The organism is Coriobacteriaceae bacterium (assembly GCA_025992855.1).
GTDB lineage: Bacteria > Actinomycetota > Coriobacteriia > Coriobacteriales > Coriobacteriaceae > Collinsella.
Genome location: DAJPGB010000001.1, coordinates 713,820 through 738,061, shown reverse-complemented (window position 1 = coordinate 738,061; position 24,242 = coordinate 713,820). Strand labels below are relative to the sequence as shown.

Sequence of the window (24,242 nt, the reverse complement as noted above, 5' to 3'; positions counted from 1 at the left end):
TTGCTCGGCCGCTCACCTTCTTTCTCTCAGCCTTTTTCATCCGCGCGAGAGAAACCAGCAAAGTAGCCGTAGGGCCCGCCCCGGGAGTGTTTTCTTCTGAGCGATTCCGCAGCGCGAAGCGCGAGGACCAGCGAAGAAGAAAACACGCAGGGGCGGGCCCGGACAGGTACGTTACTCCTTCTCGACCGCGCGCATGATCGCCTTGTAGATCTCCATCAGCGGGATGATCAGGAAGGCCAGGCCCAGGGCAGCGACAACGCCCTTGAGCTCAAGCGTCACGGGGCCAAAGAACATCTCGGCAAGCGTCGGCTGCACGGTTACGATCACCGTCAGCACCAGCGCCAGCGCGGCGGAAGCCCACAGCCACTTGTTCTGCTTCTTCATGGTGAACAGCGACGCACGACGGCTGCGCATATTGAAGCAGTGGAAAATCTCGACCATGTTGAGCGTGATGAACGCCATCATCACGCCTTCCTCGTCGGCATTGCCGGCGATCATATCGGCGATGTGGATGTAGCCCATGTCAAAGTACACGCCCACAAAGAAGCTCGCCAGCACCAGCACGGTGATGATAAGGCCCTGGACCACGCAGTCCAGACCCATATGTCCGGCAAAGACACCATCCTTGGCGTTGCGCGGCTTGCGCTTCATGATGTCGCCCTCGGCGTCCTCCATGCCCAGCGCGAGCGCAGGGAAGCAGTCGGTAACCAGGTTCACCCACAGCAGCTGCACCGGCTGGAAGATGGTAAAGCCGATGAGCGTGGCGATAAACACCGAGAAGACCTCGGCAAGGTTGGCCGAAAGCAGGAACTGGATGACCTTGCGGATGTTGTCGTAGATGCGACGGCCCTCTTCGCAGGCACCGATGATGGTGGCGAAATTGTCGTCGGCAAGCACCATGTCGGCGACGTTCTTGGTGACATCGGTACCGGTGATGCCCATGCCAACGCCGATGTCGGCGCGCTTGATGGACGGGGCGTCGTTGACGCCGTCGCCCGTCATGGCCACGATCTGGTCGCGCGACTTCCAAGCCTCGACGATGCGTGTCTTGTGCTCGGGCTGGACGCGGGCGTACACGCCGTAGTCCTCGATGTGCGCGTCGAGTTCCTCGTCGCTCATGCGGTCGAGGTCGGCGCCCGTGATTGCCTGGCTGCGATCGGCGACGATACCCAGCTGCTTGGCGATGGCCACGGCGGTGTCGATGTGGTCGCCCGTGATCATGACGGTGCGAATGCCAGCGTCGTGGGCCTCGCGGATGGCTTCGGCGACCTCGGGGCGGACAGGGTCAATCATGCCGGACAGGCCGCAGAAGACCAGGTCGTGCTCGAGCGCAGCGGGGCTGCAGTCGCTCGGGACCTCGGTGTAGGTGCGGCTTGCCAGCGCCAGCACGCGCAGAGCCTCGTCGGCCATGGCCTTGTTGGCGGCCACGAGCTCGGCGCGACGCTCCTCGGTCAGCGGGACGACCTTTTCGCCCTCGTAAATATGGGTGCACAGGCCGATCACCACGTCGGGCGCGCCCTTGGTGTACTGCTCGTACTCGCCATCCAGCGTCTCGACGATCACGGACATCATCTTGCGGCCCGAGTCGAACGGGGCCTCGCCCACGCGCGGATGCTCGGCAGTCAGGCCGGTGAGGCCAGCCTTGCCGGCGTCGTTGACGAGCGCGCACTCGGTCGGCTCGCCCACGGCCTCGCCCAGCTCCTCGTCCCACTGGGCATCGGAGCAAAGGGCCATACCGGCCAGGAACTTCTCCTTAGGCGCAGCGAGCTCGTGCTTGACGACGGTCATCTTGTTTTGGGTAAGGGTACCGGTCTTGTCGGAGCAGATGGTCTGCGTGCAGCCAAGGGTCTCGACAGCAGAGAGCTTGCGGATAATCGCCTGGCGCTTGGCCATCTTGGTCACGCCAAGCGAAAGGACGATGGTCACGACGGCAACAAGGCCCTCGGGGATGGCGGCGACGGCGAGCGAGACGGCAACCATAAAGGTGTCGAGCAGGGCAGTCGGATCGGTAAGGACGTTGCCCACGCCGTGGCGGAGGATGTCAACGCCAAAGATGACGACGCAGATGACGATCACCATGATGGTGAGGATGCGGCTGAGCTCGGCGAGCTTCACCTGCAGCGGCGTGAGCTCTTCCTTGGCCTCGGCCAGGGCGCCGGCGATCTTGCCCATCTCGGTGTTCATGCCGGTGCCGACCACGACGGCGCGACCACGGCCGTACACGACGGTGGAGCCCATATAGCACATGTTCTTACGGTCGCCGAGCGGCACGTCGTCGGTGCCGGCGGCGAGCTCGATCACGTTGGCATGCTTCTCGACGGGCACGGACTCGCCGGTGAGCGCGGCCTCTTCGATCTTCATCGTGGCGCTCTCGAGCACGCGGCAGTCGGCCGGGACGGAGTCGCCCGCCTCGAGCATGATCACGTCGCCGGGCACGAGCTCGGCGCTCGGCAGGTGCACGAGCTTGCCGTCGCGTAGCACCTTGGACTGCGCCGCACTCATCTCCTGCAGGGCCTCGAGGGCCTCCTCGCTCTTGGCTTCCTGGACCACGCCCAGCACCGAGTTGACGATAACGACGAACATGATGATGGCAACATCGGCAAAGTCGGGCTCGCCCTTGACCATGCCCGTGAGCGCACTGATGACGGCGGCAACGATCAGCATGATGACCATAGGGTCAGCCATCTGTTCAAAGAAACGCTTCCACAGCGGCGTCTTCTCAGCTTCCTCGAGCTTGTTAGGGCCTGTCTTGGCGAGGCGCGACGACGCCTCGTCGTTGCTCAGGCCGAGGTTCTCATCGACACCTTGGTCGCTGAGCACCTCCGCCGCGGCGGACAGGTATTCCTTTTGCATATAGAGTCCCCTCCTGGGATTCGGGCCACTCAGCAGATTGATGCCCGATCATAATTCCCAGGAGAAGGGCAAGGGCTCATCAAGGCTGCCGTGCTGAGCGGCAGTTGATAGTGGAGCTATGGTACCCCAAAGCGACGCGTCTAGCCAAAACAATCGGTTTGGAAATATGGTCCGCACGCAACGGTGCAGACCGTGTGATGCTCAACATTGGTAAAACGTTTTTTCTTCGGCACATCGCCAAACTGACATATCGCCCAGATAGCAGCGGTTGGAGTGGTTGGTAAAGATTTTTCATATACCGTTTTTCCCGCAAAAAATGAACTTCCATTTCGGCATACGGTCGATTTTTTGGGGTATTCGGTCGGCATTTCGTTATAATCATCTCGGTTTTATTTCTTATGGTTTATCTATCAGCGCAAGACGATGTCAGATGGAGGTCTGAATGTACAAGCGCACTAAGATTGTATGCACCATGGGTCCCGCCTGCGATAGCGACGAGACCATCCGCGAGATGATCAAGGCGGGCATGAACGTCGCCCGTTTTAACTTCTCGCACGGCTCCTACGACGAGCACCACGGTCGCATCGAGCGCGTCCGCCGTATTTCCAAGGAGCTCGGTCTGCCTGTCGGCATCCTGCTCGACACCAAGGGCCCCGAGGTCCGCACCGGCCTTCTGGTCGACGGCAAGAAGGTTGCCGTCAAGACCGGCGATAAGATCGTCGTCACCGCTCAGCCCACGTCCGAGGATTTCCACGGCACCGCTGAGCACATCTCCCTCGACTACCTGGCTCTGCCCTCCGAGGTCGAGAAGGGCTCCCTCATCCTGATCGATGACGGCCTGGTTGCCCTCGAGGTCGAGTCCGTCAGTGGCCAGGACATGACCTGCGTCGTTAAGAACGACGGTCTGATCGGCGAGCGCAAGGGCGTCAACATGCCCAACGTCAACATCTCGCTGCCCGCTATCACCGAGCGCGATCGTCAGGATATCCTCTTTGGCCTGACCGAGAACATCGACTACATCGCCGCTTCCTTCATCCGTGACGGCGAGTCCGTCCGCGGCATCCGCAAGCTTTGCCGCGAGAACGGTGGCGAGCACGTGACGATCTTCCCGAAGATCGAGTGTGCCCTGGGCGTCGAGAACTTCGACGAGATCCTCGAGGCTTCCGACGGCATCATGGTCGCCCGTGGCGACCTGGGCATCGAGATCAAGCCCGAGCTTGTTCCGCACATCCAGAAGGAGATCATCGCCAAGTGCAACGCGGCCTACAAGCCCGTTATCACCGCTACGCAGATGCTCGACTCCATGCAGCAGAACCCGCGCCCGACGCGCGCCGAGGTTGCCGACGTTGCTAACGCCATCTACGACGGCACCGACGCCGTTATGCTCTCTGGCGAGTCCGCTGCCGGTAAGTACCCGGTCGAGGCCGTTAAGATGCAGGCCAGCATTGCTCTCGAGACCGAGAAGTACCTCCCGGCTCACGCTCCGCTCGAGGTTCCGGCCGATGCTCACGGCACCCGCGTCGTCAACAACGTTGTGGGTATGTCCGCTGTGAACATGGCCACCACCGTTGGCGCCAAGTGCATCACCGTGCCGACGACCACCGGTCGTACTGCTCGCCTGATCTCGCACTTCCGTCCCAACATGCCGATCTGCGCGTTCTCCCGCCACGAGTGGGCCGTCCAGCAGATGATTATGTACTGGGGCGTTATCCCGCACCAGGCCGAAATTACCCAGGGCACCGTCAACGGCACGATCGTCAAGGCAATCGAGACCGCTAAGGAGCTCGGCTACGTCGAGGCCGGCGATCTGACCGTCGCCACCGCCGGCGATCCCCGCATGAGTGTTCAGCTCGAGGACAAGGTCTCCTCGACCAACGTCGCTTACGTCGCTCAGGTGCGCTAAATCGCACTTGCAAGCACGCTTGCATTGCAAAAGGGCCCGGAAGGCTTTGCCTTCCGGGCCCTTTTTAGACCTTCTTCGTATGCCGCATCATCGATTTGTGTTCAGTCGCAAGCCTCTCCGATGCCGAGCGCACCACCGAAGACGCCCTGCGACGGGAGCCGTTGGTCAATTGGAATGAACTGTTCACCGTTAAGCCGGCCGGCTAGCAGCTAGCGATCAGGGGGACTGCGGGAACGTCAGAAGCAGCAACGCGAGCCGCAAATCCCGCCTCGGTCAGCTCGATGACCTCGGTAAACGTTGCATCGAAAAACTCCTCGGTTAGCAGGCGATACGGCGGATGATCGGGCTCGCCGGGGTTTTCGCGTACAATCTCGTGCATGACGCCGATAGTCTTGAGCACATATTCTTTATGGATGGGATACTGCCCAAAACGCGTCGCAGCGGTATAGAGGCGATCGGTCGCACGCGGAATGGAAACGATGCCCAGCGTCTTGCCAAACCAGTCAAAATCGCCCTGCTTTTTAATGCGGAATTCCTCGCACGGCTTGCCGCCGTGTGCTTCCAGATACTGGTTCACACGCGTGTTCCATACCGTGTCGGCCACCAGATGCGACCAGACGCCCAGCGTTAAATCGAGCAGCGACTGCGCCACATCTTCGGACGCAAGCGAGAACTCACAGGCGCCGGGACCGACAACCGGCTCGGCATCCCTGTAGCGCTGAGGATAGTGCACGCGGTTCAGTCGCTCGCGCTCCTCGACAATCGAGGTAGCCTCAGCAGGTTCGCCCGCGGGTGCGCCTTTAAGCAGCGGCGCCACATAGGTATCCCAGAACTCGTGCTCGCGCGGCTTAGGGATAGGCTCGGGCTTTGCAAAGTGCGTAATGCGATACGGAATGGGATCGGCGATGCCAGGGACCATATAGCCCACGAAGATATCCGGAACCACGCAGCCAAACAAAAAGGCATTGCGGTCGCGCACGCTATCGGCAAGCACGCTAGCACGTGCCAGCAAGCGCTCCGTTTGAGCGATATGAATGTTCCAACTTGGCATAGCCACCCCCATAAAACCTGGTTAACTATACCATCACGGCAGAGTCGCACAGGCGGCCATACATACCCTACGCAGCAACTATTCCGCAGCACCGCTTTCGGTTCCATACGACGACACCGGCACCTCGACCACATGGTGATATCGATCGATATAGATGGCGCGGGCACCCAGGCGTCGCACCAAATCTTGATGGTGCGTACTCATCAAAACCGTCTTACCGGCAGCAACGTAGGCCAGCAAAAAGTTGACTACGATGTCGCACGAGTCCTCATCGAGCCCGTTGGTGGGCTCATCGAGCACTAGGATATCGGGGTTCATCGACACGACCGCAGCCAGCGCAACGCGCTTCTTTTGCCCGCCCGAAAGCTGATAGGGCGAGGCATCGACCAGATCGGCAACCTGGAACAGCTCCATGGCATCGCGCACGCGGCGCTCGAGCTCGTCTGCCGGCAGCCCCATCTGCGCGGGACCAAAAGCAACTTCCTCGCCCACCGTAGCGCAGAACAGCTGGGCGTCGGCATTTTGAAACACAAAACCTACGCGCTGATGAAAACGCTGAGCGGCCGCGGAATCCTTTAGAAACGCCGCATCGATCACGTGCCCGTCAAACAGGTACGCACCCGCGTCCGCTAGTTCAAGACCGTTGATAAGGCGCATAATCGTCGTCTTACCGCAGCCGTTGGGACCGAGTAGGGCAACGAGTTCACCACGATCGACCTGCAGCGACACACCATCGACAACCGTATGCCCCGCATAGGAGAACACCACGTCGCGAAACTCGATGAGCGGCACGCTCTTGGCGCCAGTAGCACCGCTCGCGCCCATCACGCCATTCGTATCGTTTGCCAAAACGTCGCCCTTCCCTATCCACATCGACGGCTCGGCCGCCCGCGCTACAGCACCGCGCACAACGCGGCGAGCAGCACCACGACGGCCGCATAAACCGCATCGCGCCAGCCAAAGCCGCTCCGCCCGGGCGCCGGGTACGCACCGGCAAAGCCGCGGCAAAGCATAGCCTCGTCCATCGCGCGGCTGCACTCCATCGCCTTGATAAACGTCATGCCCATGATACCCGCCAGCGAGTCGGTGCGCGAAAAACCCGCAGGCGCGGAACCGACGCTGCGCAGCATGACCGATTCGCACAGATCGTGCGCCGTGCGTCCCAGCACCTCGATATGCTTGAGCGCCATATCGAAAGTAAAGATGACCTCGTCGGGCAGGTGCAGCATCTTAAGCGCCGCCGACATGCGGCTCCAGGTGAGCGTCCACGAAACACCCAGCACCAGCGACACGTTAATGAACGTCTTGAGTGCAATCTTGAGCATGGCGCCCGTGGCAGAAGCACCCAGCAGCAGGGCAGGCAGCGCCAGAACCACGGCAAACCCCGCGGCAGCCAACGCCGGCACAAAGGTAGCGCGCAGCCCGCGTACGGGGCGCACCGCGACCAGCACCAACGCGGTCGCCGCCATTAGCATCAGGTATAGCGGGCTCTGCGTCAGGCACGCGCACAGAACGCAGACGAACATCCCCACCAGGCGCACCGGAGCCGAAACGCAAGAAAGGGCGCGGTCGACCATCGACCCGCCCTCGTTCGCGCCTCCACCCAGGCGAACCCGCTCAAGCAGGCTCGCCAGGTGCAGGACATTCTTTTGCATTACACGATGCCGAGCCCCCGCGGGCTCGTAACGCTGCTCGACCGCAAGCCAGCTAGGCAGCTCGGCTATTGCCATGAGCACCGCTTTCCTTGACCGTCAGCGAGACCAGGCGGAATGCGATGGTGAGCACCGCCACGCCAATCACGCCCGAAAGAATATACATCGTGGCCTGGCCGGCAAAGCCAAGGCCCTGCTCCTCGGAATAGGCCTGCAGATAATCGCCCGTGGGCAGGGCATCGGCAAAGGTCGGAGTGTCGAGACCGACCGAAGCCTGCAGGCTGTCGTCGCCAGCCTCCTGAACGGCGGTCGCGGCGCCCTCGGCGTCCCACTCACCCCAGGCGTCACCGGTGGCAAGCAAGCCGAGCGGCGTAGCCACGACAAGCACGGCGACCAGAATGAGCGTGGGGACCAGCGAGGTCTTCTTGGCGGCAGCGCCCTCGGCGGCAAGCTGGCCATCGGCGGCCTCGGGGCCGGCGATAATGCTCGGCGCCGTCTTCTTAATGAAGCCGTAGATGGCGGCCGTCGCCACGCCCTCGATCACGCCGGCAACCAGCATATGCGGGATCAACATGGCCGGAATAGCCACGGACAGCGGGAAGGGGCAGTACAGAGGGGCGCCCGAAGCGTTGGTGAAGAGCATCGGCTGAATACCAAACTCGATTGCCGCGCACAGGGCCGCCAGGCACAGGCCGACCCAACCGCTCACGATGGCAGAAACCGAGGTGCCCCAGCTCTTGTCGTGCAGACGGCTGTTGAGCGCACGGAACACGATAGCAGCGACAAACGGCAGCACAAAGGCCATGTTAAAGCAGTTGGCGCCAAACGACAGAACGCCGCCGTCGCCAAACAGCAGCGCCTGCAGCGCCAGAGCGACCGAGACAGCGATAGCCGCGGCCTCGGGGCCCAGCAGCAGCGCGATGAGTGCGCCGCCGACGGCGTGACCAGTGGTACCGCCGGGCAGCGGAACGTTGAACATCATGAGCAAGAAGGAGAATGCGGCGCAGATGCCCAGGAACGCCATATGCTCGCGATCGAGCGTGGCGCGCACCTTTTTGATGCAGTGAACCCATACGGGCACCATCGCCACCGCCATAACGGCATCGGTCTGCGGGGACAGATAATTATCTGGAATATGCATGAGCTCTCTCAATCAGAACGTTGCGTGTTACGTTTCCAACAATCCGTAACACCGACTCTGCATACTAACAAAAAGGCGCACCGCCGACAACGCAGCACGCCCTTGCAATACGTACGTTATTAACCCAGGTCCACACACCGCCCAATAAAGGGCCCATGCACTCCCAACTTTCCGGTCACCCGGAAGAAGGTGCAGTCCGCTCGCAACAAGGTTAACGCAGGAACCCGCCCTCGAGAGGGGTTTTCTAAGGCAACATCCCGCAGCCGCGAAGCGGCGAGGACGTTGCCGTGAAAACCCCGCAGGGGGCGGGTTCCAAACGGCAAAGATTACGAGCGGACCTCGCCGTTTACGCCCTTGCACACCTTGGTGACAATCTTCTGGTGCGCCTTCTCGACCTCTTCGCTGGTGAGCGTGTGGTCGTCTGAGCGATACGTGAGCGCAAAGGCCATGGACTTTTTGCCCACGCCCACGCGGACCGGATCGCGGTAGACATCGAACAGGCGCACGCCCTCGAGCAGCTTGCCGCCGGCGCTGGTAATGCGACGCTCAAGGTCCTCGCAAGTCACGGCGTTGTCGACCACAATGGCAAGATCGTGCTCAACAGCCGGGTACTGCGAGAACTCGCGGTAGTTCTCCTGGTTGCGGGCGCCCTTGATCAGCTTGTCCAGATCGAGCTCAAAGGCAACGACAACCTCATCGATGCCCATCGCCTCGCGCGCCTCGGGGTGGATCTCGCCAACCCAGCCCAGCACGGTACCGCCCGAGAGCACCTCGGCAGCACGACCCGGCTGCAGGAAGGCATAGCCCTCGCCCTCGACGGGACGGAAGCGAACCTTCTCGATGCGCAGCTGGGCGAGCAGCTCCTCGACAATGCCCTTGCCAAAGAAGAAGCGCAGCTTGCGGTACTTCATGTTCCAGGACTGCTCGCTCCACTGGCCCGAGAGCACACCCGCCACGGACTTGGTCTCCTTGGGCAGGCTGGCGTTCTCGCGACCGTGGAACAGGCTGCCGACCTCGTACAGGTGCACGTTGGGCGTGCCGTGGGCCTCGTTGTAGGCCACGGACTGCAGCAGGCCCGGAAGCAGCGAGCGGCGCATCTCGGTCTGCTCGGCAACCAGCGGGTTCATGAGCACCACGGGGCAACCGCGGCCCTCGGTGGACATACCGATCTTCTCCAGGTCGCCCGGGGCGGCAAAGCCAAAAGTCGTGGTCTCGTTGAGGCCGCAGGCGCGCAGGATCTCGCCGACCTTACGGGTGAGCTTCTGCTCGCGGGTCAGGCCGCCGATGTGGTTCTTGGCAGCCGGGATGGTCGCCGTCACGCGGCCCATGCCCCACAGGCGCAGGACCTCCTCGATCAGGTCGATCTCGCGCGGCAGGTCGGGACGGAAGCTCGGCGGGGTGACCATAAAGTCCTCGCCGTCGCGCTCGACGGTGCAGCCCAGGCGGGTGAGCGAGCGCTCGATAAAGTCGGGCTCGATGTCGGCACCGCAGATGGCGTGCACACGGGCCAGGCGCAGCTTAATGCTGTCGATGGTCTTGGGCGCGGGGAAAACGTCGACATAGCCGGGAGCAACCTCGCCGCCGGCGATCTCCTCGATGAGCGCGCAGGTAACGTTGGCGACATCCACGCAGCCGGTCTCGTCAACCTGGCGCTCAAAGCGAATGGATGCGTCGGAGATCAGCGACAGGTCACGGCTGGTGTGCGAGGTGCGGCCGGCGTTGAAGCAGGCGCTCTCGACCATCACGTCGACGGTATCGTCCTCAATCTCGGAATCCATGCCACCCATAACGCCGGCCAGCGCCACAGGACGCTCGCCGTCGGTGATGAGGCCCATGCCGGCGTCGAGCACGCGCTCCTCGCCATCGAGCGTCGTGAACTTCTCATCCTGCTGGGCGGCGCGAACCACCACGCGACGGTGGCCATCGCGCTCGGCAAAGGTGTCGAGGTCAAAGGCGTGCAGTGGCTGGCCGGTGAGCATCATCACGTAGTTGGTGATGTCGACGATGTTGTTGTGCGGGCGCACGCCCAGGGCGTTGAGGCGTTTGACCATCCAGTCAGGCGACGGGCCGACCTTCACGTTGCGCACGATACGGGCAACGTAGCGGTCACACAGGCCCTCGTCGGCAATCTCGACCGAAAGCTCGTCGTCGGTCGCGCGGCCGGTCTCGATCTTGATGGCGGGCAGCTCAACGTGGAAATCGCGGTCGAAAATGGCGCCGGTCTCGCGGGCCATGCCAATCATGGACAGGCAGTCGGGGCGGTTGGGCGTGATCTCGCAGTCGAGCACGGTGTCGCTCGAGCCCACATACTCGGCAAACGGCATGCCGCAGGGCGTATCCTCGGGCAGGATCATGATGCCGGAGTGGTCGCCGCCCAGGCCGAGCTCGCGTGCGGAGCAGTTCATGCCCATGGACACGACGCCGCGAAGCTTGCTCTTCTTGATCTTGACGTCGCCGGGCAGGACAGCGCCAATCATGGCCGTGACGATGTGGTCGCCGGCCTCGAAGTTCTGCGCGCCGCAGACGATCTGCAGCGGAGCGGGGTTGCCGTCGGCGTCGAGGTTCTTGTCGCCCACGTCGACCGAGCACACATACATGTGGTCGCTATCGGGATGCGGGGTCTTGGTGAGCACCTTGGCAGTCACCACGTGGTCGAAGGACTCGCCCACGGTGTCGATCGCCTCAACCTCGGTGCCGGTACGGATATATTCGTCCGAAAGGGTCTTGGGATCCTCCGGAATATCGATCATGGTCTTGAGCCAGTCGTAAGAAACGCGCATCTAGCTCTCCTTTCATTTAAAACGTCCGCAATAAACAGACGGGAAATTCCAACCACGGAGACGGGTTTCCGAGGTGCCGCAGATTGCCCCGAAAGAGGAGCGCCGCGTACTTGGGTACGCAAGCGACGGTTTGAGGGGCAAGGTGCGGTGGCTCGGGAAGCCGCCGGGATGGGTCAACCTAAAACTGGTTCAAGAAGCGCATATCACCAGTCATCAACGTGCGCAGGTCGGGCAGGTCGTAGCGCAGGGCCGCGACGCGCTCGGCGCCAATACCAAAGGCAAAGCCGGTGTACTTCTCGGGGTCGATGCCGCAGTTGATAAGGACGTTGGGGTCGACCATGCCGCAGCCCAGGATCTCGATCCAGCCGCTATGCTTGCAGAAGTTGCAGCCCTTGCCGCCGCACACGTGGCAGCTCACGTCCACCTCGCAGGAAGGCTCGGTGAAGGGGAAGAAGTGCGGGCGATAGCGCGTCTTGCGATCCTCGCCAAACATGCACTTAACAAAGTAGTCGAGCGTGCCCTTCAGGTCGCCAAAGGTGATGCCCTCGTCGACGACCAGGCCCTCGATCTGGTTGAACTGCGGCAGGTGGCAGGCGTCGGCCGTGTCGGGACGATAGACGGTGCCCGGGCAGATCATGTAGATGGGCGGCTTTTGCGACTCCATGGTGTGGATCTGCACACCCGAGGTCTGGGTGCGCAGCAGTACGTCGGACTCGCCGTGGGCGTGAGCCTCGGGGTGTGCGACGCTACCGGGGTTGCTGTCGACCACATAGAACGTGTCGCGAGCCGAGCGGCTCGGGTGATCCATGGGCGCGTTGAGCGCGGTGAAGTTGTAGTAGGAGGTGTCGACCATGGGGCCGGACTCGACGGTGTAGCCGATACCGCAGAAGATGTCCTCGGCCTCCTCGATGATCTGCTTAATCAGGTGCTGGTGACCGATCTGCGGGCGAATGCCCGGCAGCGTGATATCGACGGCCTCGTGCTCGAGCGCGTGCTTAAGTGCGGCGGCCTTCATCTCGGTCGTGCGCTCGTCGAGCATGCCCTCGATCAGCTGGCGCATCTCGTTGGCGCGCTTGCCCATGACAGGGCGATCCTCGGGGGCGAGCTTGCCCATCATGCGCATCAGGCCGGTAATACGACCCTTGCGGCCGAGCAGCTCAATGCGTGCGGCCTCGAGCTTGGCGGCGTCGTCGGCGCCGGCGACGAGCTCCTTGGCCTCTTCCTCGAGTTTGACCAGATCATCAATCAGACTCATGTCTTCCCTTTCGTCTCTCGCACATCCACTTGCCGCGGCGGCCGGAGCCACGCGACGCTGTGGATGTGCGGCCCGGTTCGGTAACAAAAAACCGTCCTCGGGCATGTGCATTGCCCAAGGACGGTTGAATTCCGCGGTACCACCTTGTTTGACCCGGCGGATGTCTGGCCCGCCGTGCCCACTCTGCGCCCCTTGTCGCGAGGCTCACGGCTTCCCTACTGGGGCTTCGCCGCCACTGGCCGCGCGCCCGTTGAGGTCGCTGCTCGGGAGTGAACGCTTGGCCCTTGCCACCGCAGGAAGGCTTGCAGCCCATGACCTTCCCTCTCTTGCCGGCGACGCGGCGGGCAAAACCCTCTCCGTCAACGCATTGGGCTATAGGATAACACATTCTGCGCGCGCATCGCCGCGTTCCGTTTTGTTCGCGCTGGGTACAAGGCAGGTAGCTGTGCAAACTGGCCGTGCCGCCGCGTGCGACGGGCGGCCTGCGAGATCAAGGATATGGTATGGGAAAGAAGCTCGATAAGAAGGCCAAGGCCGCCGTGGCAAAAGCCGCCAAGGGCATCAAGGCCGAAAAGGCCGTCAAGAAGTTCCGTAAGCTCGAGGGAAAGCTGTGGACCCGCGAGTACCTGCTCAAGATCGCTGAGTTTGACGGCGCAACCATCGCCCCCGCCAACGGTGCCGTGGCCCGCGCCGATGCCATGGGTACGCTCGCCGGCGAGCATCATAAGCTCCTGACCAGCGAGAAGTCCGTTGAGCTCGTGCGTTCGCTGGCGCACGAGACGGTTGTGGGCGGAAAGATCGACGACCCGCAGCTGCTCGACGAGATCCGCGTGCTCGGCCGCGACCAGCGCGAGGCCGGCGCCATCCCCACCGAGGAGGCCGAGGCCTGGACCAGGCTCACCTGCGAGGCCGATGCCGTATGGCACAAAGCCAAGGCGGCCAACGACTGGGCGAGCTTTGAGCCCTATGTCGACAAGATCGTCGGTCAGCTTAAGCATCAAGCTGAGCTCATGGACCCCAAGCGTGACCCGTACGATGTATGGCTCGACCAGTACGAGCGTGGCCTTTCCACCGAGAGCTTCGACGCGTTTTGCGATGAGGTCAAGGCCACCGTCGTGCCGCTCGTGCATGCCATCGGTGAGCGCGGCCAGCAACCCGCAGCCGACTTTTTGCACGCGCATGTGCCCGAGGCTGCCCAGCGTGCCATGAGCTTTGACCTGATGAAGCTTGTGGGCCTGGACCTGGACGACACCACGCTCGCCTTTACCGAGCATCCGTTTAGCGAAGGCTTCTCGGTGGGCGACGCGCGTATCGCCACGCATATCCACGAGGACGATTGCATCTCCAACGTCTACAGCATCATCCACGAGGCCGGCCACGCCATGTATGAGCTGGGCGTGAACCCCGCTTACGCGCGCACGTGTCTTGAGGGCGGTACCTCCATGGGCATCCACGAGAGCCAGAGCCGATTCTTTGAGAACACCGTGGGCCGCAGCCTCGCCTTTATGGGCCCGCTGCTCGAGGTGCTGCGCCGTCACGCGCCCGAGGTCTACGGCAACGTGGACGAGGACGCGCTCTACCACGCGGTGAACATCGCGCAGCCGTCGCTGATCCGCACCGAGGCCGACGAGCTCACCTACCCGCTACACGTTATGGTGCGCTACGAGATTGAGCGCATGCTGTTTGCCAGCGAGGCCACGGCCAAGGATATCCCCGCGCTTTGGAACCGCTTTATGGACGAGTACCTTGGCATTCCGGTTCCCGACGACACGCATGGCTGCCTGCAGGATACGCACTGGAGCGGCGGCTCGTTTGGTTACTTCCCCACCTATGCTCTGGGCAGCGCCTACGATGCCATGTTTGTGCCGGCCATGTGCCGCGACGGTGTCGACCTTACCGGCGCCTGTGCGAGCGGCGACCTGGCGCCCGTCCGCGCGTGGCTGGGCGAGCACATTTGGCAATGGGGCCGCGCCAAGGACGCGCCGGAGCTCATCAAGGGCGCCTGCGGCATGGCGTTCGACGCCCGCTACTACTGCAGCTACCTGCAGGACAAGTTCACCACGCTCTACGAGCTGTAAGGATTGACCAGCACGCCATCGCCAACGCCAACCATGTTGACGTCGATGTCTTGGCAACGTCAGCGAAAACGACCCCAAGCGAGCAAGGTGACGTGAAATGAAAGGGCGCTGACCTTCTGGTCGCGCCCTTGAAATTGAACGTCAGATTGCCGCTTGGGGCCGTTTACAGCGTCGAGCAGTTACGCGGTTTGGTAAAACCGCGTAACTATAAAGCTTCCAGCGCGTTGGCGATGCGCTTCATGGCGGCGTCGGCGGCCGATTGGTCCGGAGCCTCAGCCAGCACGCGGATCACCGACTCGGTTCCACTCTTGCGCACCAGCACGCGGCCCTCACCCGCCAGCGACGCCTCGGCCTCGGCAATGGCGGCCTGCACGCCCATGTTACCCAGCGCGGCGTCCTTGTCCGCCACGCGCACGGCAACCTGCGCTTGCGGCAACAGCTTGCACGGAGCCGTGAGCTGCGAGAGCGTCTCGCGCTCGGCACGAATCACTTCCATCACGCGCAGCGAGGTCATAATGCCGTCGCCCGTGCGCTCGATATCGCCAAAGATCGTGTGGCCCGTCTGCTCGCCGCCCAGGCTGTAGCCGCCCTCGCGCATCTTGGCATACACATGACGGTCGCCCACGCCGCTGGTCACGGCACTCAGACCGGCAAGCTCCAACGACTTGATCAGGCCAAAGTTACTGGCGATCGTCGGCACCACGGTACCGCCCGAAAGGCGACCGTGCTTGTTCAGGTACACGCCGCACACGTACAGGACCTGGTCGCCGTCGACCACGCGACCGCGCTCGTCCACGGCCAAACAGCGGTCGGCATCGCCGTCGTAGGCAAAGCCCACGTCCAGGCCCTGCTCCACCACGTGGCGCTGCAGGCGCTCCATATGCGTGGAGCCGCAGTCGACGTTGATGTTAAAGCCATCGGGCGCGGCGTTAATCACGCGTACGTCGGCACCCAGCGCGTCGAACACCGGCTTGGCCACCGAGGATGCCGAGCCGTTGGCACAGTCGAGACCGATCTTGACGCCCTGCAGCGAAAAGTTCGCACTTGCAATGAGCGAGGCAATATAGCGGTTGCGACCCTGCATGTAGTCCACCGTGGCACCGATGTGGTTGCCCGTGGCCAGCGGCACTTCGCTCTTGCCATCGATGTAATCCTCGATGAGCTCCAGCACGTCCTCGTCCATCTTATAGCCGTCGCTGTTGACGAGCTTAATGCCGTTATCGCAAAACGGGTTGTGGCTCGCACTGATCATGATGCCGCAATCGAAGCAGCCCTCCACGGTCTGATGCGCCACGCCCGGCGTCGGGATCACGTGCAGCATGTAGGCGTCCGCGCCGCTCGCGACCAAGCCGCTCACCAGCGCCGCCTCGAACATATAGCTCGAGCGACGCGTATCCTTGCCCACGATCACGCGCGCCTTGGTCCCGCGGTTGGCGCCGTAATACCAGCCCACAAAACGGCCAATCTTATAAGCGTGCTCTACCGTCAGCCCAACGTTGGCCTCACCGCGAAAGCCGTCGGTGCCAAAGTACTTCATATCTTACTTATCCTATTCGAACGTTTGAGCGGTTGGCGTGGTACGAACCTTAAGCTCTTTGTGCCCAGAGTCCTTCGAAGTCGTGACCGTGTACTCGACCTTTATGTCTTGTCCAAGAAGCATGTGGACACCGCCCCATGCAACCTTCAAGCCATCGTGCGTCGCTTCGTTCATCTCGATAGAACCGGAGCCCGAAGTCTTAATGTCCGAAATGCTGCCTCCCGCAGGAGCATAGAGATAAAGCCTCAGCACCTCATCATCAATATCCTGGCTAATGCCGTTATGGCCCTGGAAATAACCAGGCATCTCGGCCTTCTCCTGGGGGGTCATCGTGTTCTTGAGCGAGGTGGTCACTCGATACGTCGTCGAGCCATCGGCATTTTCAACCGAAGAATCGATGGTGACTCGCTTATCGAGGAACCAATCCATCTTTGAATAGCTGTAGTTGTTCACATAGACGCCCAAGATCGGAGCCTCCGACGTATCGGTTTGGAGGGCGCCCGATATTCCAAGAGCCTTCGCGGCCTTTTCCTCGTTATCGTTTCTCGAATACATGAGGATGCGACCCTCGGAAGCACCCTTTTCGATGGCGGCAGCAATCTTAGTAATATCGCTGGAGCCCAGTTCGTCCACGATCTTGTTAAAAGCTGATCCGGCAACCGCCGCAAAAATGGCGTCCTGTTCCTCTACCGGGTAATTCCAATAAATATCGTGCAGCAGCACCTTCGCAGCGTTGCTTCCATCAACGACGGTGCCGTCAGGAAGCTGTGTGCCGCCTACAACGCCGAGCATATACTGCAAAAATACCGGATCGACTGCAAATACGCCGTCGATGTCATCTCCGACAATGGCCTTCTGCATATCGCTGGCAAGCTGAGCCGCACGCGGATAATCAGGCGTCATCGTAACGTCGCCCATCGTGTATCCGAGCGTGTTGAATCCGGTCAGGCCCCATCCGGTCGTGAATAAGTTTGCCTCTTCATCGGTGATGGGAAGCGGGCTCAAAGGCTCTTTCATCATGTCGACTTTGACAAAATCGCCCAGTTCGAGCTTACCGTCAGTCACCGACATCACGCCGCGAGAACCGGGGAAACCGCCGCAGGCGCGGATCTCGACATTGCTCATCGCGAGCACAAGATAATGACGCGTCTGGCCGTTGGCGCCGAGCATCTGGGGAAGGACGGGGGCGACCTTCTCCGCTGCATCGACCGCGCCGCTGAGGGTGGCAAAGCCATCCTTGGCCTTATCGACCAGCTCGGTCACCTGGGAAATATGCGTATCGCCAATGCCCTGGATCTTCTCGTTGGCGCTCTTGAACACCTTCGAGCTATCAGAAAGCGAATCGGCGACCGCCTGCAGCGCAGAGACGTTGATCATGCCGTCCTGGAACAGCTTGCCGGGCGTGGCCTGCGAAAGGTTGTCGGCCATGGGAACCAGCGCATTGCTCGAGACATCGGACAGAGCGTCGATCATGGTACGGGCCGCATTGATGTCACTACCGTACACCGGAATAAACGAAGCCGCCGTCCACAGCGGGCTCGAGGTCTCCGCCTTCATGCTATCGCAGAGCTCGTCGATCTTCTTCGCGTCGTCGGGCAGCGTCGAAAAATCGCCCGACGTGACCTTGTCCTTAAGGCCGCCGACAATCTCGACGGCTTCCTTCGCTTCGCTCTTTACGGTCTTTGCCGAGTTGAGCAGCATAAAGCCACTTGCGCCAAGCGCAACGAGCAGCACCGCGACTACGGCGGCGACAATGGCGCCAGTGTGGCGCTTCTTGCGCTCGCCCTTGCGATGGCGATGACGGACCAGGCCGTCCGAGGTTGAGCTCGACGAAGCGTCGTTGCCATAGTTCAGGCCAAAATCGTAATAATCTTCCTTGGAACCGGAGCCCTTAAACTCGGCACCGTTATCTTCCAAACGGGCGAACGTGCCGGTCTCAGAGGCACCCGTATAGATCGTACCAAGGTTACCCGTAAGCCCCGCGCCACCGGCAGAGGGAGTATTGTTGGCGGCATTGCCGGCATTAATGTTGCCGGCGGCATTCGCGGTGTTGGCAGCACCTGCGTTGTTCGCGGGTACCGAAGGAGCCCCGCTCGGCTGCGACGTGGAGGTTGCACCGCCCGCAAAGACATTCCCTCTTGCACGGCCGGTCTTTTTTGCCTTTTGAGACTGCTCGTACAGAGCGGTAAACATCGCCGTCTCGCCCGGGGACACGCGCTTACCGGAACCGCCCTGTCCAGCGCCGCCCGGCGTGCCGGCCTTACCAGCCCCGTTCGGACGCGGCGGAACTGCAGGACGGCCGCTATCGCTGCCCTTAAAGTGATTACCAGCCATAAAGAAATCCTCGCAATTGAGTCGCAATGAAAAAGTCCATAACGTTACTAGTTTATGGCATTTTGAGCATCGACAGCTAAACTCCAGACACGGACATCAATTGGCGAAAATGTGGCACAACACCTTTTCTGTCTTGGCGGCGGCGCCAGCTACACCGTGAGGAACATCATCACGATGATCATGGCAAAGCCGATAAGGTCGGTCGGCAAAAACACCGTGCCCAGCATAACGGCGCTGGTGATGGTCGCCGAAACCGGCTCCACAGTTCCGATGAGGCTCGCACGCACCGAGCCGATGTCCTTAACGCCCTGCATATAGAGCATGTAAGCAAAAAACGAGCCGATAACCACGAATACCGCGAGCGCCTCGACGCCGGCAGCGTCGAGTGCCGGCATATGCGCCCAAGGCTGCACGAAGACGCACGAGACCACGCCCGCCGTGAGCATTGCCGAGCCCGTGACGATGGGGCTGCCGTATTCGGGCAGGATCTTGGCGGGAATCACCGCCATACACGTGGCGCTGACCGCACACATAAGACCTGCTGCCAGGCCAAGCGGCGAGATATTCAGGCTGGTGGGGTCGCCGCCGGTGGCGATTAAAAAGGTTCCACCCAGAGCCAGGCCAATGCCGATAACTTCGCGAGTACGCGGCCTGCGGCGATCGGTCACGCAGGTGTAGCCCATGATGATAACGAGCTGCAGGCACTGGAGCACCGTCGCGGTTCCGGCGTTCGTCAGGCGCACGGCCGAAAGATAGCAAAACTGGTTGAACAGCAGACCAAAGGCGGTAAAGAGCAGCAGCTGCTTGCGATCGGCGGGTGTGGTCCAGAGCTTAATCAGGCGCTCGCGGTCGCGCGTAACAACCACGGCCATAAAGAGTAGACCGGCGAGAATCTGACGCACGCTCATAAGCCACAAGGTGTCGACGTGGTAGGTATCGAACAGAAAGCTCGCGCTGGTGCCCGAGAAGCCCCAAAACGAACCGCCCACCAGCGTAGCCAAGACGCCCGTGATCATCTTGCGCGTCGAAGCGCTGTTCAGGCGCTCGCGCCAAGCGCGGCGGGTGCTACGGCTGAGCTCATCGGTGCCCTCGGGCACATCAATGTTCGATATATCGGTCATCGGCACCGAAGCCCCTGCGCCTTCGACCTGCTCGACACGCTCTTTGCTCATTCCACTCCCTCGAAGCAGCCTGGAAACAATTCGGCTTACCTTACCACGGCGAAGGCACCAGCTGGAGGCTTGTCCGTTTATCGGTAGGACAATTCCGCAGGCGTCTTTCCATAGCTCGATACCGCAATGGCCTTGCATTATGCGACAGCCAAATCGCGGCAGCGGGCTCTTTTGAAATGGATATGACAAAGCCCCCGAATTCCACAATGTAAGCGATTTTTAAAAATGTTCTTGCCACCGAGTTCAGGCTCCGTTATATTATCCCTTGCGCGCTTGCGCACCCTTGATCGGGCGTTTAGCTCAGGGGGAGAGCGCTTCCCTGACACGGAAGAGGTCAGAAGTTCAAATCTTCTAACGCCCACCAAATGTTCGCAGCTCAGAGGCTATGTCCTCTGAGCTGTTTTGTTTTATGTCGCCAAATCCGCTGGCAGTTCCAACCGTCATCGCAACGTAGCATCAATTTACCTGACGAATGGCAGCCAAACAAATTCAATACCCCAACATCAACAATAGCCAGGCACAAAACTGCGCCGCAAGCTGCTCCAACCGCCCAACTGGCCAAAAGCCAACCATCTACTTGCCGATCTATCCATCGGCATAACCAATCAGTCCGCACCGCAACTTCTCAGCAAAACGCCGCGATGTCTGCGCCCTGCGGTATCCTTGAGCCACTTGCACCTGCAGCACCAAGGAGCCGCCATGCGCACCGAGCTCGATGTCCCCTTTTCGCACAAAGAAGAAGCCAAGGCGCTGGGCGCCAAATGGGACCGGACCAAGAAGATCTGGTATGTACCCAGCGGCGTCAACCCCGAGCCCTTTGCCGAGTGGCTGCCCGGTGTTGACCGATCCGACCCCTCAGCGCCGTATATATATCTAGTACTGGGCAAGCGCGAGTGCTGGAAGTGTCACAAAGGGACCTCGGTCGCGGCCTTCGGCATTCCCTATCGAACCGATGACGGCAAGGGCATCGCCATTGCGCACGCGCCCAACGAAGCCGGGCACATTACCATCGACACGGCCAATGCCAACGCGCTCGCCATTGTTCCCGCTCTTGGCTGCGTCCCGGGCGAGATCCGCGACTATCTTTCTAAGCGCTGTGGCTACAAACCCGTAGGCGCACGAGCCTCCAAAGCCCCGTCGCTCGGCAACACGTGCACCAGTTGCGACGCGCTGCAAGGCAGCCACTATCTGTTCGAAGAACCCACGTCCCCGTTTGCCCTCACCGCCATCAACAAGCTGCCGGCACTGGAGTTTGTGCGTGTCGAAGTTGCCGGCGTCTTTGGCGTCCCGGCCACGCGCACCGACTTTGACCAGGCACTCTTTACTTGGGCACGCGACCATCACGCCGAGTTCCACAAGCAGCTCGGTGAGGGGATTTATTTGTAGAGATGACATCGAGGCATTGAGGAGCAGGAGCTCGATCGTTAAACAATCCCAAAACGCTACAGCCCCAGAATGTGCTCCAGATAGCCCTTGTTGAACCAGAACGATTGCTTCGTCATCCAGCGCCCGTCGGGCAGTTCGCAAGCATTCCTTGCGATGTCACCGATCTCTGTTCCATCGGCAAACTTGTAAGCCGCTTTTGACGTATGCGGGCGAACGTGAACAATTGGGTTGTCCGCCATACCGGGCAGATTGTTAGTCACTTTGAGCTTTCCGCTCGCATCCCGATACGGATTGAGCTCAACGCCCTCACGTATTACCTTTCGCGTCTCATCCCAACAAGCTTTCGCAGGACCTTCGATTTCGTTTTCTCCCATCGCCCAGAACAAACAACGGTCGAGACGCAGCACGCCATCGTGGTCCTCGCGAAACACAACGAAGAAGAAGCGATTGGTCTCAAGGCACGCATGAAAAGGCGACGTTTCCCAGTCTTCCTCAATCAAACGCTTGAACTCAAACGGCGGGAACGACATAGCCTGCTCGATGTGCCCCCTGTTGTTAACTCGAACGGTTCGGACGGAAATGCCTGCCTTGACGAATTCCTCGGCAGCATTGTTTTTGATTCCGAGCATACGATAGACGAGCGTTGTCCATTGCGCCTTATTGCCCGTGTACGCTAGTCCATACTGTTCGGCAATTTGGCGATCGGTCTCACCGTAATGACGCTCGATAAGTCCAGTTACGTAACTTTCGAAATCAATGGACTCATCGCCAGCTTGAACGATACTCTCGCCAACGCGCGGGGCACCGAGCACGTAGGTATGAAGCACATAGTCCATGTACGAGCGTTTGAGAGAAAAGGCGCGACGCTTCGCGCGACGGCGTTCGATCTCGCCCGTATCGGTATTGAAGTACTCGTAGTACTGGTCGACCCACATTGTCGCTTCGGTTGCGCCCTTTGTGCAGGCGCCCAAGTAGGTGGTCATGCCCTCCGACAGCTCGTCTGCGCGACCATCCTGAATGTACGAAATGATTTTCTCGTAGTCGGCGCGAATGATCTTCATATCCTCTTCGGGCAGACGAACCATGACTGCACGCTCAATGCGCTGGTCGTATTTGTCGATGGAGCGATCACGGCCGTAATAAATCAGCAGGATATTGCTGAGCTTGGTCTTGAGGTGCGAATTGTCATAGTCGAGCGAAACGGGACGGTCGTAAGGAATCATGGTCAGGACAAGACGCTCACCCGCAGACTTACGGCCGTTCTTGAGAACATCGAAGCATGTGGCCTTGAGTTCAACGCCCGCCTCAGGAAAGTCGGGGCGATCGTCGCTATTGGCCTTGTAGCCAAAGTAGCGCTCCTCGATAAGAGTACCCATACCGCCTTTGTACTTTTTGGAGCCAAAGTCCTTGGGCGCACTCTCCCCCTCCGGCGCAATACCGAGCTCGAGAATATCGCGGAACGTCATGCCATCGAGATTGGCAGCATAGCGCTCGATGCTTGAGGGGTCAGAAAAATCAGTATCGTCAAGCATGCGCTTGAAGTCGAGGCGCTTCTTGGACATGGCAAATCCTCTCGAAATAAGACATGACTTAATACGTATGCTACTGTAAATTCGGGTTATACCGTGAAGATCCCCTAAGGGATCTTCCATTTGCAACCCGATTTCTGTACCCTTGATCTTTGCATTTGCAGCGATTTGGGGGAGCGTGTATGTCAGAGGTCAAAATCGCCGAGCTTTTTGCTGGCGTCGGCGGATTCCGTTTGGGCCTCGAAGGCTACGCTGACCCTCGTTATCCAGATTTCTACATGAACCCCGCCGGGCCCTTTCGCACCATTTGGGCCAACCAGTGGGAACCGCCCGGAACCAAGGCGCGTCAGTTTGCGGCACGTTGTTACATGGACCGCTTTGGCGAAGATTCCGTTGTCAACGAAGATATCAATAAGGTCTTGGAGCAGGCTGAAGCCGGCGAAATTAAAATCCCCGACGTGCAAATGGTCGTCGGTGGCTTTCCCTGCCAAGACTACTCTGTCGCGCGTCCTCTCAATCAGGCACACGGCATCGAGGGCAAGAAGGGTGTCCTCTGGTGGGACATCTATCACTTCCTCGAAATGAAGAAGCCCAAGTTCGGCCTCTTTGAGAACGTCGACCGCCTGCTCAAGTCGCCCGCGTCTCAACGCGGTCGCGACTTCGCCATCATCCTAAGCTGTCTTGCCGACCTCGACTACACGGTCGAATGGCGCGTGGTCAACTCTGCCGAATACGGTTTCCCCCAGCGTCGCAAGCGTGTTTATATCTTCTGCGAAAAGGACGCTGGCAAGGTTGATCTCGTTGATCGCATGTACAACGGCGTCATGGCTAAAGCCTTCCCCGCCATCTATCCCGACGAGATGTCCGAGCTCGACGTTTTACCCGACCCCTACGAGAACTCAACTCGTTTTGGCATCGGCCAAAAGACCTCTCAATTCAAGAATGCTGGCGTCATGCAGGGCTGTCATGTTCTGACCTGCGACTTTGCCGAGGACTATCACGGTGAGCGCCACGTGCTTGGCGACGTGCTTGTCGACGAGGCTGATGTCCCGGAGCAGTTCTACATCTCCAACGAAAAGCTTCCCGACTGGCGCTACCTTAAGGGCAGCAAGCGCGAAGAGCGCACTAACAAAAAGACAGGCTTTACGTACACGTATTCCGAGGGAGCCATGAGCTTCCCGGATGCCACCGACAAGCCGAGCCGCACCATCCTCACAGGAGAAGGCGGCACGGGAGCGAGCCGCTTCAAGCACGTCATCGAATGTCCCGATGGCCGTTTCCGCCGTCTTGTTCCCGACGAGCTCGACCAGCTTCAGGGATTCCCGAAAGGCTGGACCGATACGGGCATGACTGACGGCCATCGAGCCTTCTGCATGGGCAACGCACTCGTCACTGGCGTGCCCCATCGCATTGGCGAAGCTATGGTCGAAGTGTACGGCCTCTAAAGCAAGCAATCCGGAGCCGGCAGTTCACGCTGTCGACTCCGTTTTTTCCACCCCACTCCCCTGTATACTGATGTAGCACGTGTTTCATCCGGGCTCGTTGGACCGGATTGTTCATGGGAGGGTCTT

15 protein-coding genes and 1 tRNA gene are annotated in these 24,242 nt (G+C 60.5%); 5 read left to right on the top strand and 11 right to left on the bottom strand.

Translation table 11 applies throughout. The features are described 5' to 3' along the window. Nucleotides 1-171: 171 nt before the first annotated feature. Complete coding sequence (locus OIL88_03035; GenBank protein HJI71349.1) at nucleotides 172-2,853, bottom strand: cation-translocating P-type ATPase; 2,682 nt, start codon at nucleotides 2,851-2,853, stop codon at nucleotides 172-174. A gap of 442 nt (nucleotides 2,854-3,295) precedes the next feature. Between OIL88_03035 and pyk the strand changes: the two genes are divergently transcribed. Further along, a complete protein-coding gene (gene pyk / locus OIL88_03030) occupies nucleotides 3,296-4,756 on the top strand; it encodes a pyruvate kinase (protein ID HJI71348.1) in 1,461 nt (486 codons plus the stop codon). A 202-nt stretch (nucleotides 4,757-4,958) separates the two neighbouring features. On the opposite strand, the gene OIL88_03025 is transcribed toward pyk, so the two are convergent. The 6 genes from OIL88_03025 to pheS form a co-directional block, all read right to left on the bottom strand. Further along, entirely contained in the window at nucleotides 4,959-5,807 is an 849-nt protein-coding gene (locus OIL88_03025) for a hypothetical protein (protein ID HJI71347.1), read from the bottom strand. A gap of 78 nt (nucleotides 5,808-5,885) precedes the next feature. Then, nucleotides 5,886-6,656 (bottom strand): energy-coupling factor ABC transporter ATP-binding protein, encoded by a 771-nt coding sequence (locus OIL88_03020; GenBank protein ID HJI71346.1) that lies wholly within the window; start codon nucleotides 6,654-6,656, stop codon nucleotides 5,886-5,888. Nucleotides 6,657-6,700: 44 nt separating this feature from the next. Beyond that, the gene (locus OIL88_03015) at nucleotides 6,701-7,537 is read right to left on the bottom strand and encodes an energy-coupling factor transporter transmembrane protein EcfT (protein ID HJI71345.1); all 837 of its coding nucleotides are present in this window, start codon (nucleotides 7,535-7,537) and stop codon (nucleotides 6,701-6,703) included. After that, nucleotides 7,515-8,600: a cobalt transporter CbiM gene (cbiM, locus tag OIL88_03010; GenBank protein HJI71344.1), complete on the bottom strand. Its 1,086-nt coding sequence runs from the start codon at nucleotides 8,598-8,600 to the stop codon at nucleotides 7,515-7,517. The genes OIL88_03015 and cbiM overlap by 23 nt, the downstream gene beginning before the upstream one ends. Nucleotides 8,601-8,926: 326 nt before the next feature. Continuing rightward, entirely contained in the window at nucleotides 8,927-11,380 is a 2,454-nt protein-coding gene (gene pheT / locus OIL88_03005) for a phenylalanine--tRNA ligase subunit beta (protein ID HJI71343.1), read from the bottom strand. A 178-nt stretch (nucleotides 11,381-11,558) separates the two neighbouring features. Beyond that, the gene (gene pheS, locus OIL88_03000; protein ID HJI71342.1) at nucleotides 11,559-12,635 is read right to left on the bottom strand and encodes a phenylalanine--tRNA ligase subunit alpha; all 1,077 of its coding nucleotides are present in this window, start codon (nucleotides 12,633-12,635) and stop codon (nucleotides 11,559-11,561) included. 503 nt (nucleotides 12,636-13,138) lie between these two features. On the opposite strand from pheS, the gene OIL88_02995 reads away from it, so the two are divergent. Further along, on the top strand, nucleotides 13,139-14,713 hold the full coding sequence (locus OIL88_02995) for a carboxypeptidase M32 (protein HJI71341.1): 1,575 nt from the start codon (nucleotides 13,139-13,141) through the stop codon (nucleotides 14,711-14,713). 205 nt (nucleotides 14,714-14,918) lie between these two features. Here OIL88_02995 and glmM read toward each other — a convergent pair whose 3' ends face one another. The 3 genes from glmM to OIL88_02980 form a co-directional block, all read right to left on the bottom strand. Then, a complete protein-coding gene (gene glmM, locus OIL88_02990; GenBank protein ID HJI71340.1) occupies nucleotides 14,919-16,250 on the bottom strand; it encodes a phosphoglucosamine mutase in 1,332 nt (443 codons plus the stop codon). Nucleotides 16,251-16,262: 12 nt separating this feature from the next. Continuing rightward, on the bottom strand, nucleotides 16,263-18,584 hold the full coding sequence (locus OIL88_02985) for a DUF4012 domain-containing protein (protein ID HJI71339.1): 2,322 nt from the start codon (nucleotides 18,582-18,584) through the stop codon (nucleotides 16,263-16,265). Nucleotides 18,585-18,733: 149 nt separating this feature from the next. Continuing rightward, nucleotides 18,734-19,756: an EamA family transporter gene (locus OIL88_02980; GenBank protein ID HJI71338.1), complete on the bottom strand. Its 1,023-nt coding sequence runs from the start codon at nucleotides 19,754-19,756 to the stop codon at nucleotides 18,734-18,736. A 289-nt stretch (nucleotides 19,757-20,045) separates the two neighbouring features. Between OIL88_02980 and OIL88_02975 the strand changes: the two genes are divergently transcribed. Both OIL88_02975 and OIL88_02970 read left to right on the top strand, forming a co-directional pair. After that, nucleotides 20,046-20,120 (top strand) — tRNA-Val (locus tag OIL88_02975). Nucleotides 20,121-20,455: 335 nt separating this feature from the next. Further along, on the top strand, nucleotides 20,456-21,142 hold the full coding sequence (locus tag OIL88_02970) for a DUF5710 domain-containing protein (GenBank protein HJI71337.1): 687 nt from the start codon (nucleotides 20,456-20,458) through the stop codon (nucleotides 21,140-21,142). Between the two features lie 56 nt (nucleotides 21,143-21,198). On the opposite strand, the gene OIL88_02965 is transcribed toward OIL88_02970, so the two are convergent. Next, nucleotides 21,199-22,704, bottom strand: a complete 1,506-nt coding sequence (locus OIL88_02965; protein ID HJI71336.1) for a Sau3AI family type II restriction endonuclease — start codon at nucleotides 22,702-22,704, stop codon at nucleotides 21,199-21,201. A 149-nt stretch (nucleotides 22,705-22,853) separates the two neighbouring features. Here OIL88_02965 and dcm point away from each other — a divergent pair, with 149 nt between their 5' ends. Continuing rightward, nucleotides 22,854-24,116 carry a DNA (cytosine-5-)-methyltransferase gene (gene dcm, locus OIL88_02960; protein ID HJI71335.1) on the top strand — a complete coding sequence of 421 codons (1,263 nt, stop codon included), beginning with the start codon at nucleotides 22,854-22,856 and terminating at the stop codon, nucleotides 24,114-24,116. Nucleotides 24,117-24,242 lie beyond the last annotated feature (126 nt).

Coding starts and splice junctions, on each gene's coding strand:
- OIL88_03035 (HJI71349.1), bottom strand. CDS start 2,853: ATGCAAAAGGAATACCTGTCCGCCGCGGCGGAGGTGCTCAGCGACCAA.
- pyk (HJI71348.1), top strand. CDS start 3,296: ATGTACAAGCGCACTAAGATTGTATGCACCATGGGTCCCGCCTGCGAT.
- OIL88_03025 (HJI71347.1), bottom strand. CDS start 5,807: ATGCCAAGTTGGAACATTCATATCGCTCAAACGGAGCGCTTGCTGGCA.
- OIL88_03015 (HJI71345.1), bottom strand. CDS start 7,537: ATGGCAATAGCCGAGCTGCCTAGCTGGCTTGCGGTCGAGCAGCGTTAC.
- cbiM (HJI71344.1), bottom strand. CDS start 8,600: ATGCATATTCCAGATAATTATCTGTCCCCGCAGACCGATGCCGTTATG.
- pheT (HJI71343.1), bottom strand. CDS start 11,380: ATGCGCGTTTCTTACGACTGGCTCAAGACCATGATCGATATTCCGGAG.
- pheS (HJI71342.1), bottom strand. CDS start 12,635: ATGAGTCTGATTGATGATCTGGTCAAACTCGAGGAAGAGGCCAAGGAG.
- OIL88_02995 (HJI71341.1), top strand. CDS start 13,139: ATGGGAAAGAAGCTCGATAAGAAGGCCAAGGCCGCCGTGGCAAAAGCC.
- glmM (HJI71340.1), bottom strand. CDS start 16,250: ATGAAGTACTTTGGCACCGACGGCTTTCGCGGTGAGGCCAACGTTGGG.
- OIL88_02985 (HJI71339.1), bottom strand. CDS start 18,584: ATGGCTGGTAATCACTTTAAGGGCAGCGATAGCGGCCGTCCTGCAGTT.
- OIL88_02980 (HJI71338.1), bottom strand. CDS start 19,756: ATGAGCAAAGAGCGTGTCGAGCAGGTCGAAGGCGCAGGGGCTTCGGTG.
- OIL88_02970 (HJI71337.1), top strand. CDS start 20,456: ATGCGCACCGAGCTCGATGTCCCCTTTTCGCACAAAGAAGAAGCCAAG.
- OIL88_02965 (HJI71336.1), bottom strand. CDS start 22,704: ATGTCCAAGAAGCGCCTCGACTTCAAGCGCATGCTTGACGATACTGAT.
- dcm (HJI71335.1), top strand. CDS start 22,854: ATGTCAGAGGTCAAAATCGCCGAGCTTTTTGCTGGCGTCGGCGGATTC.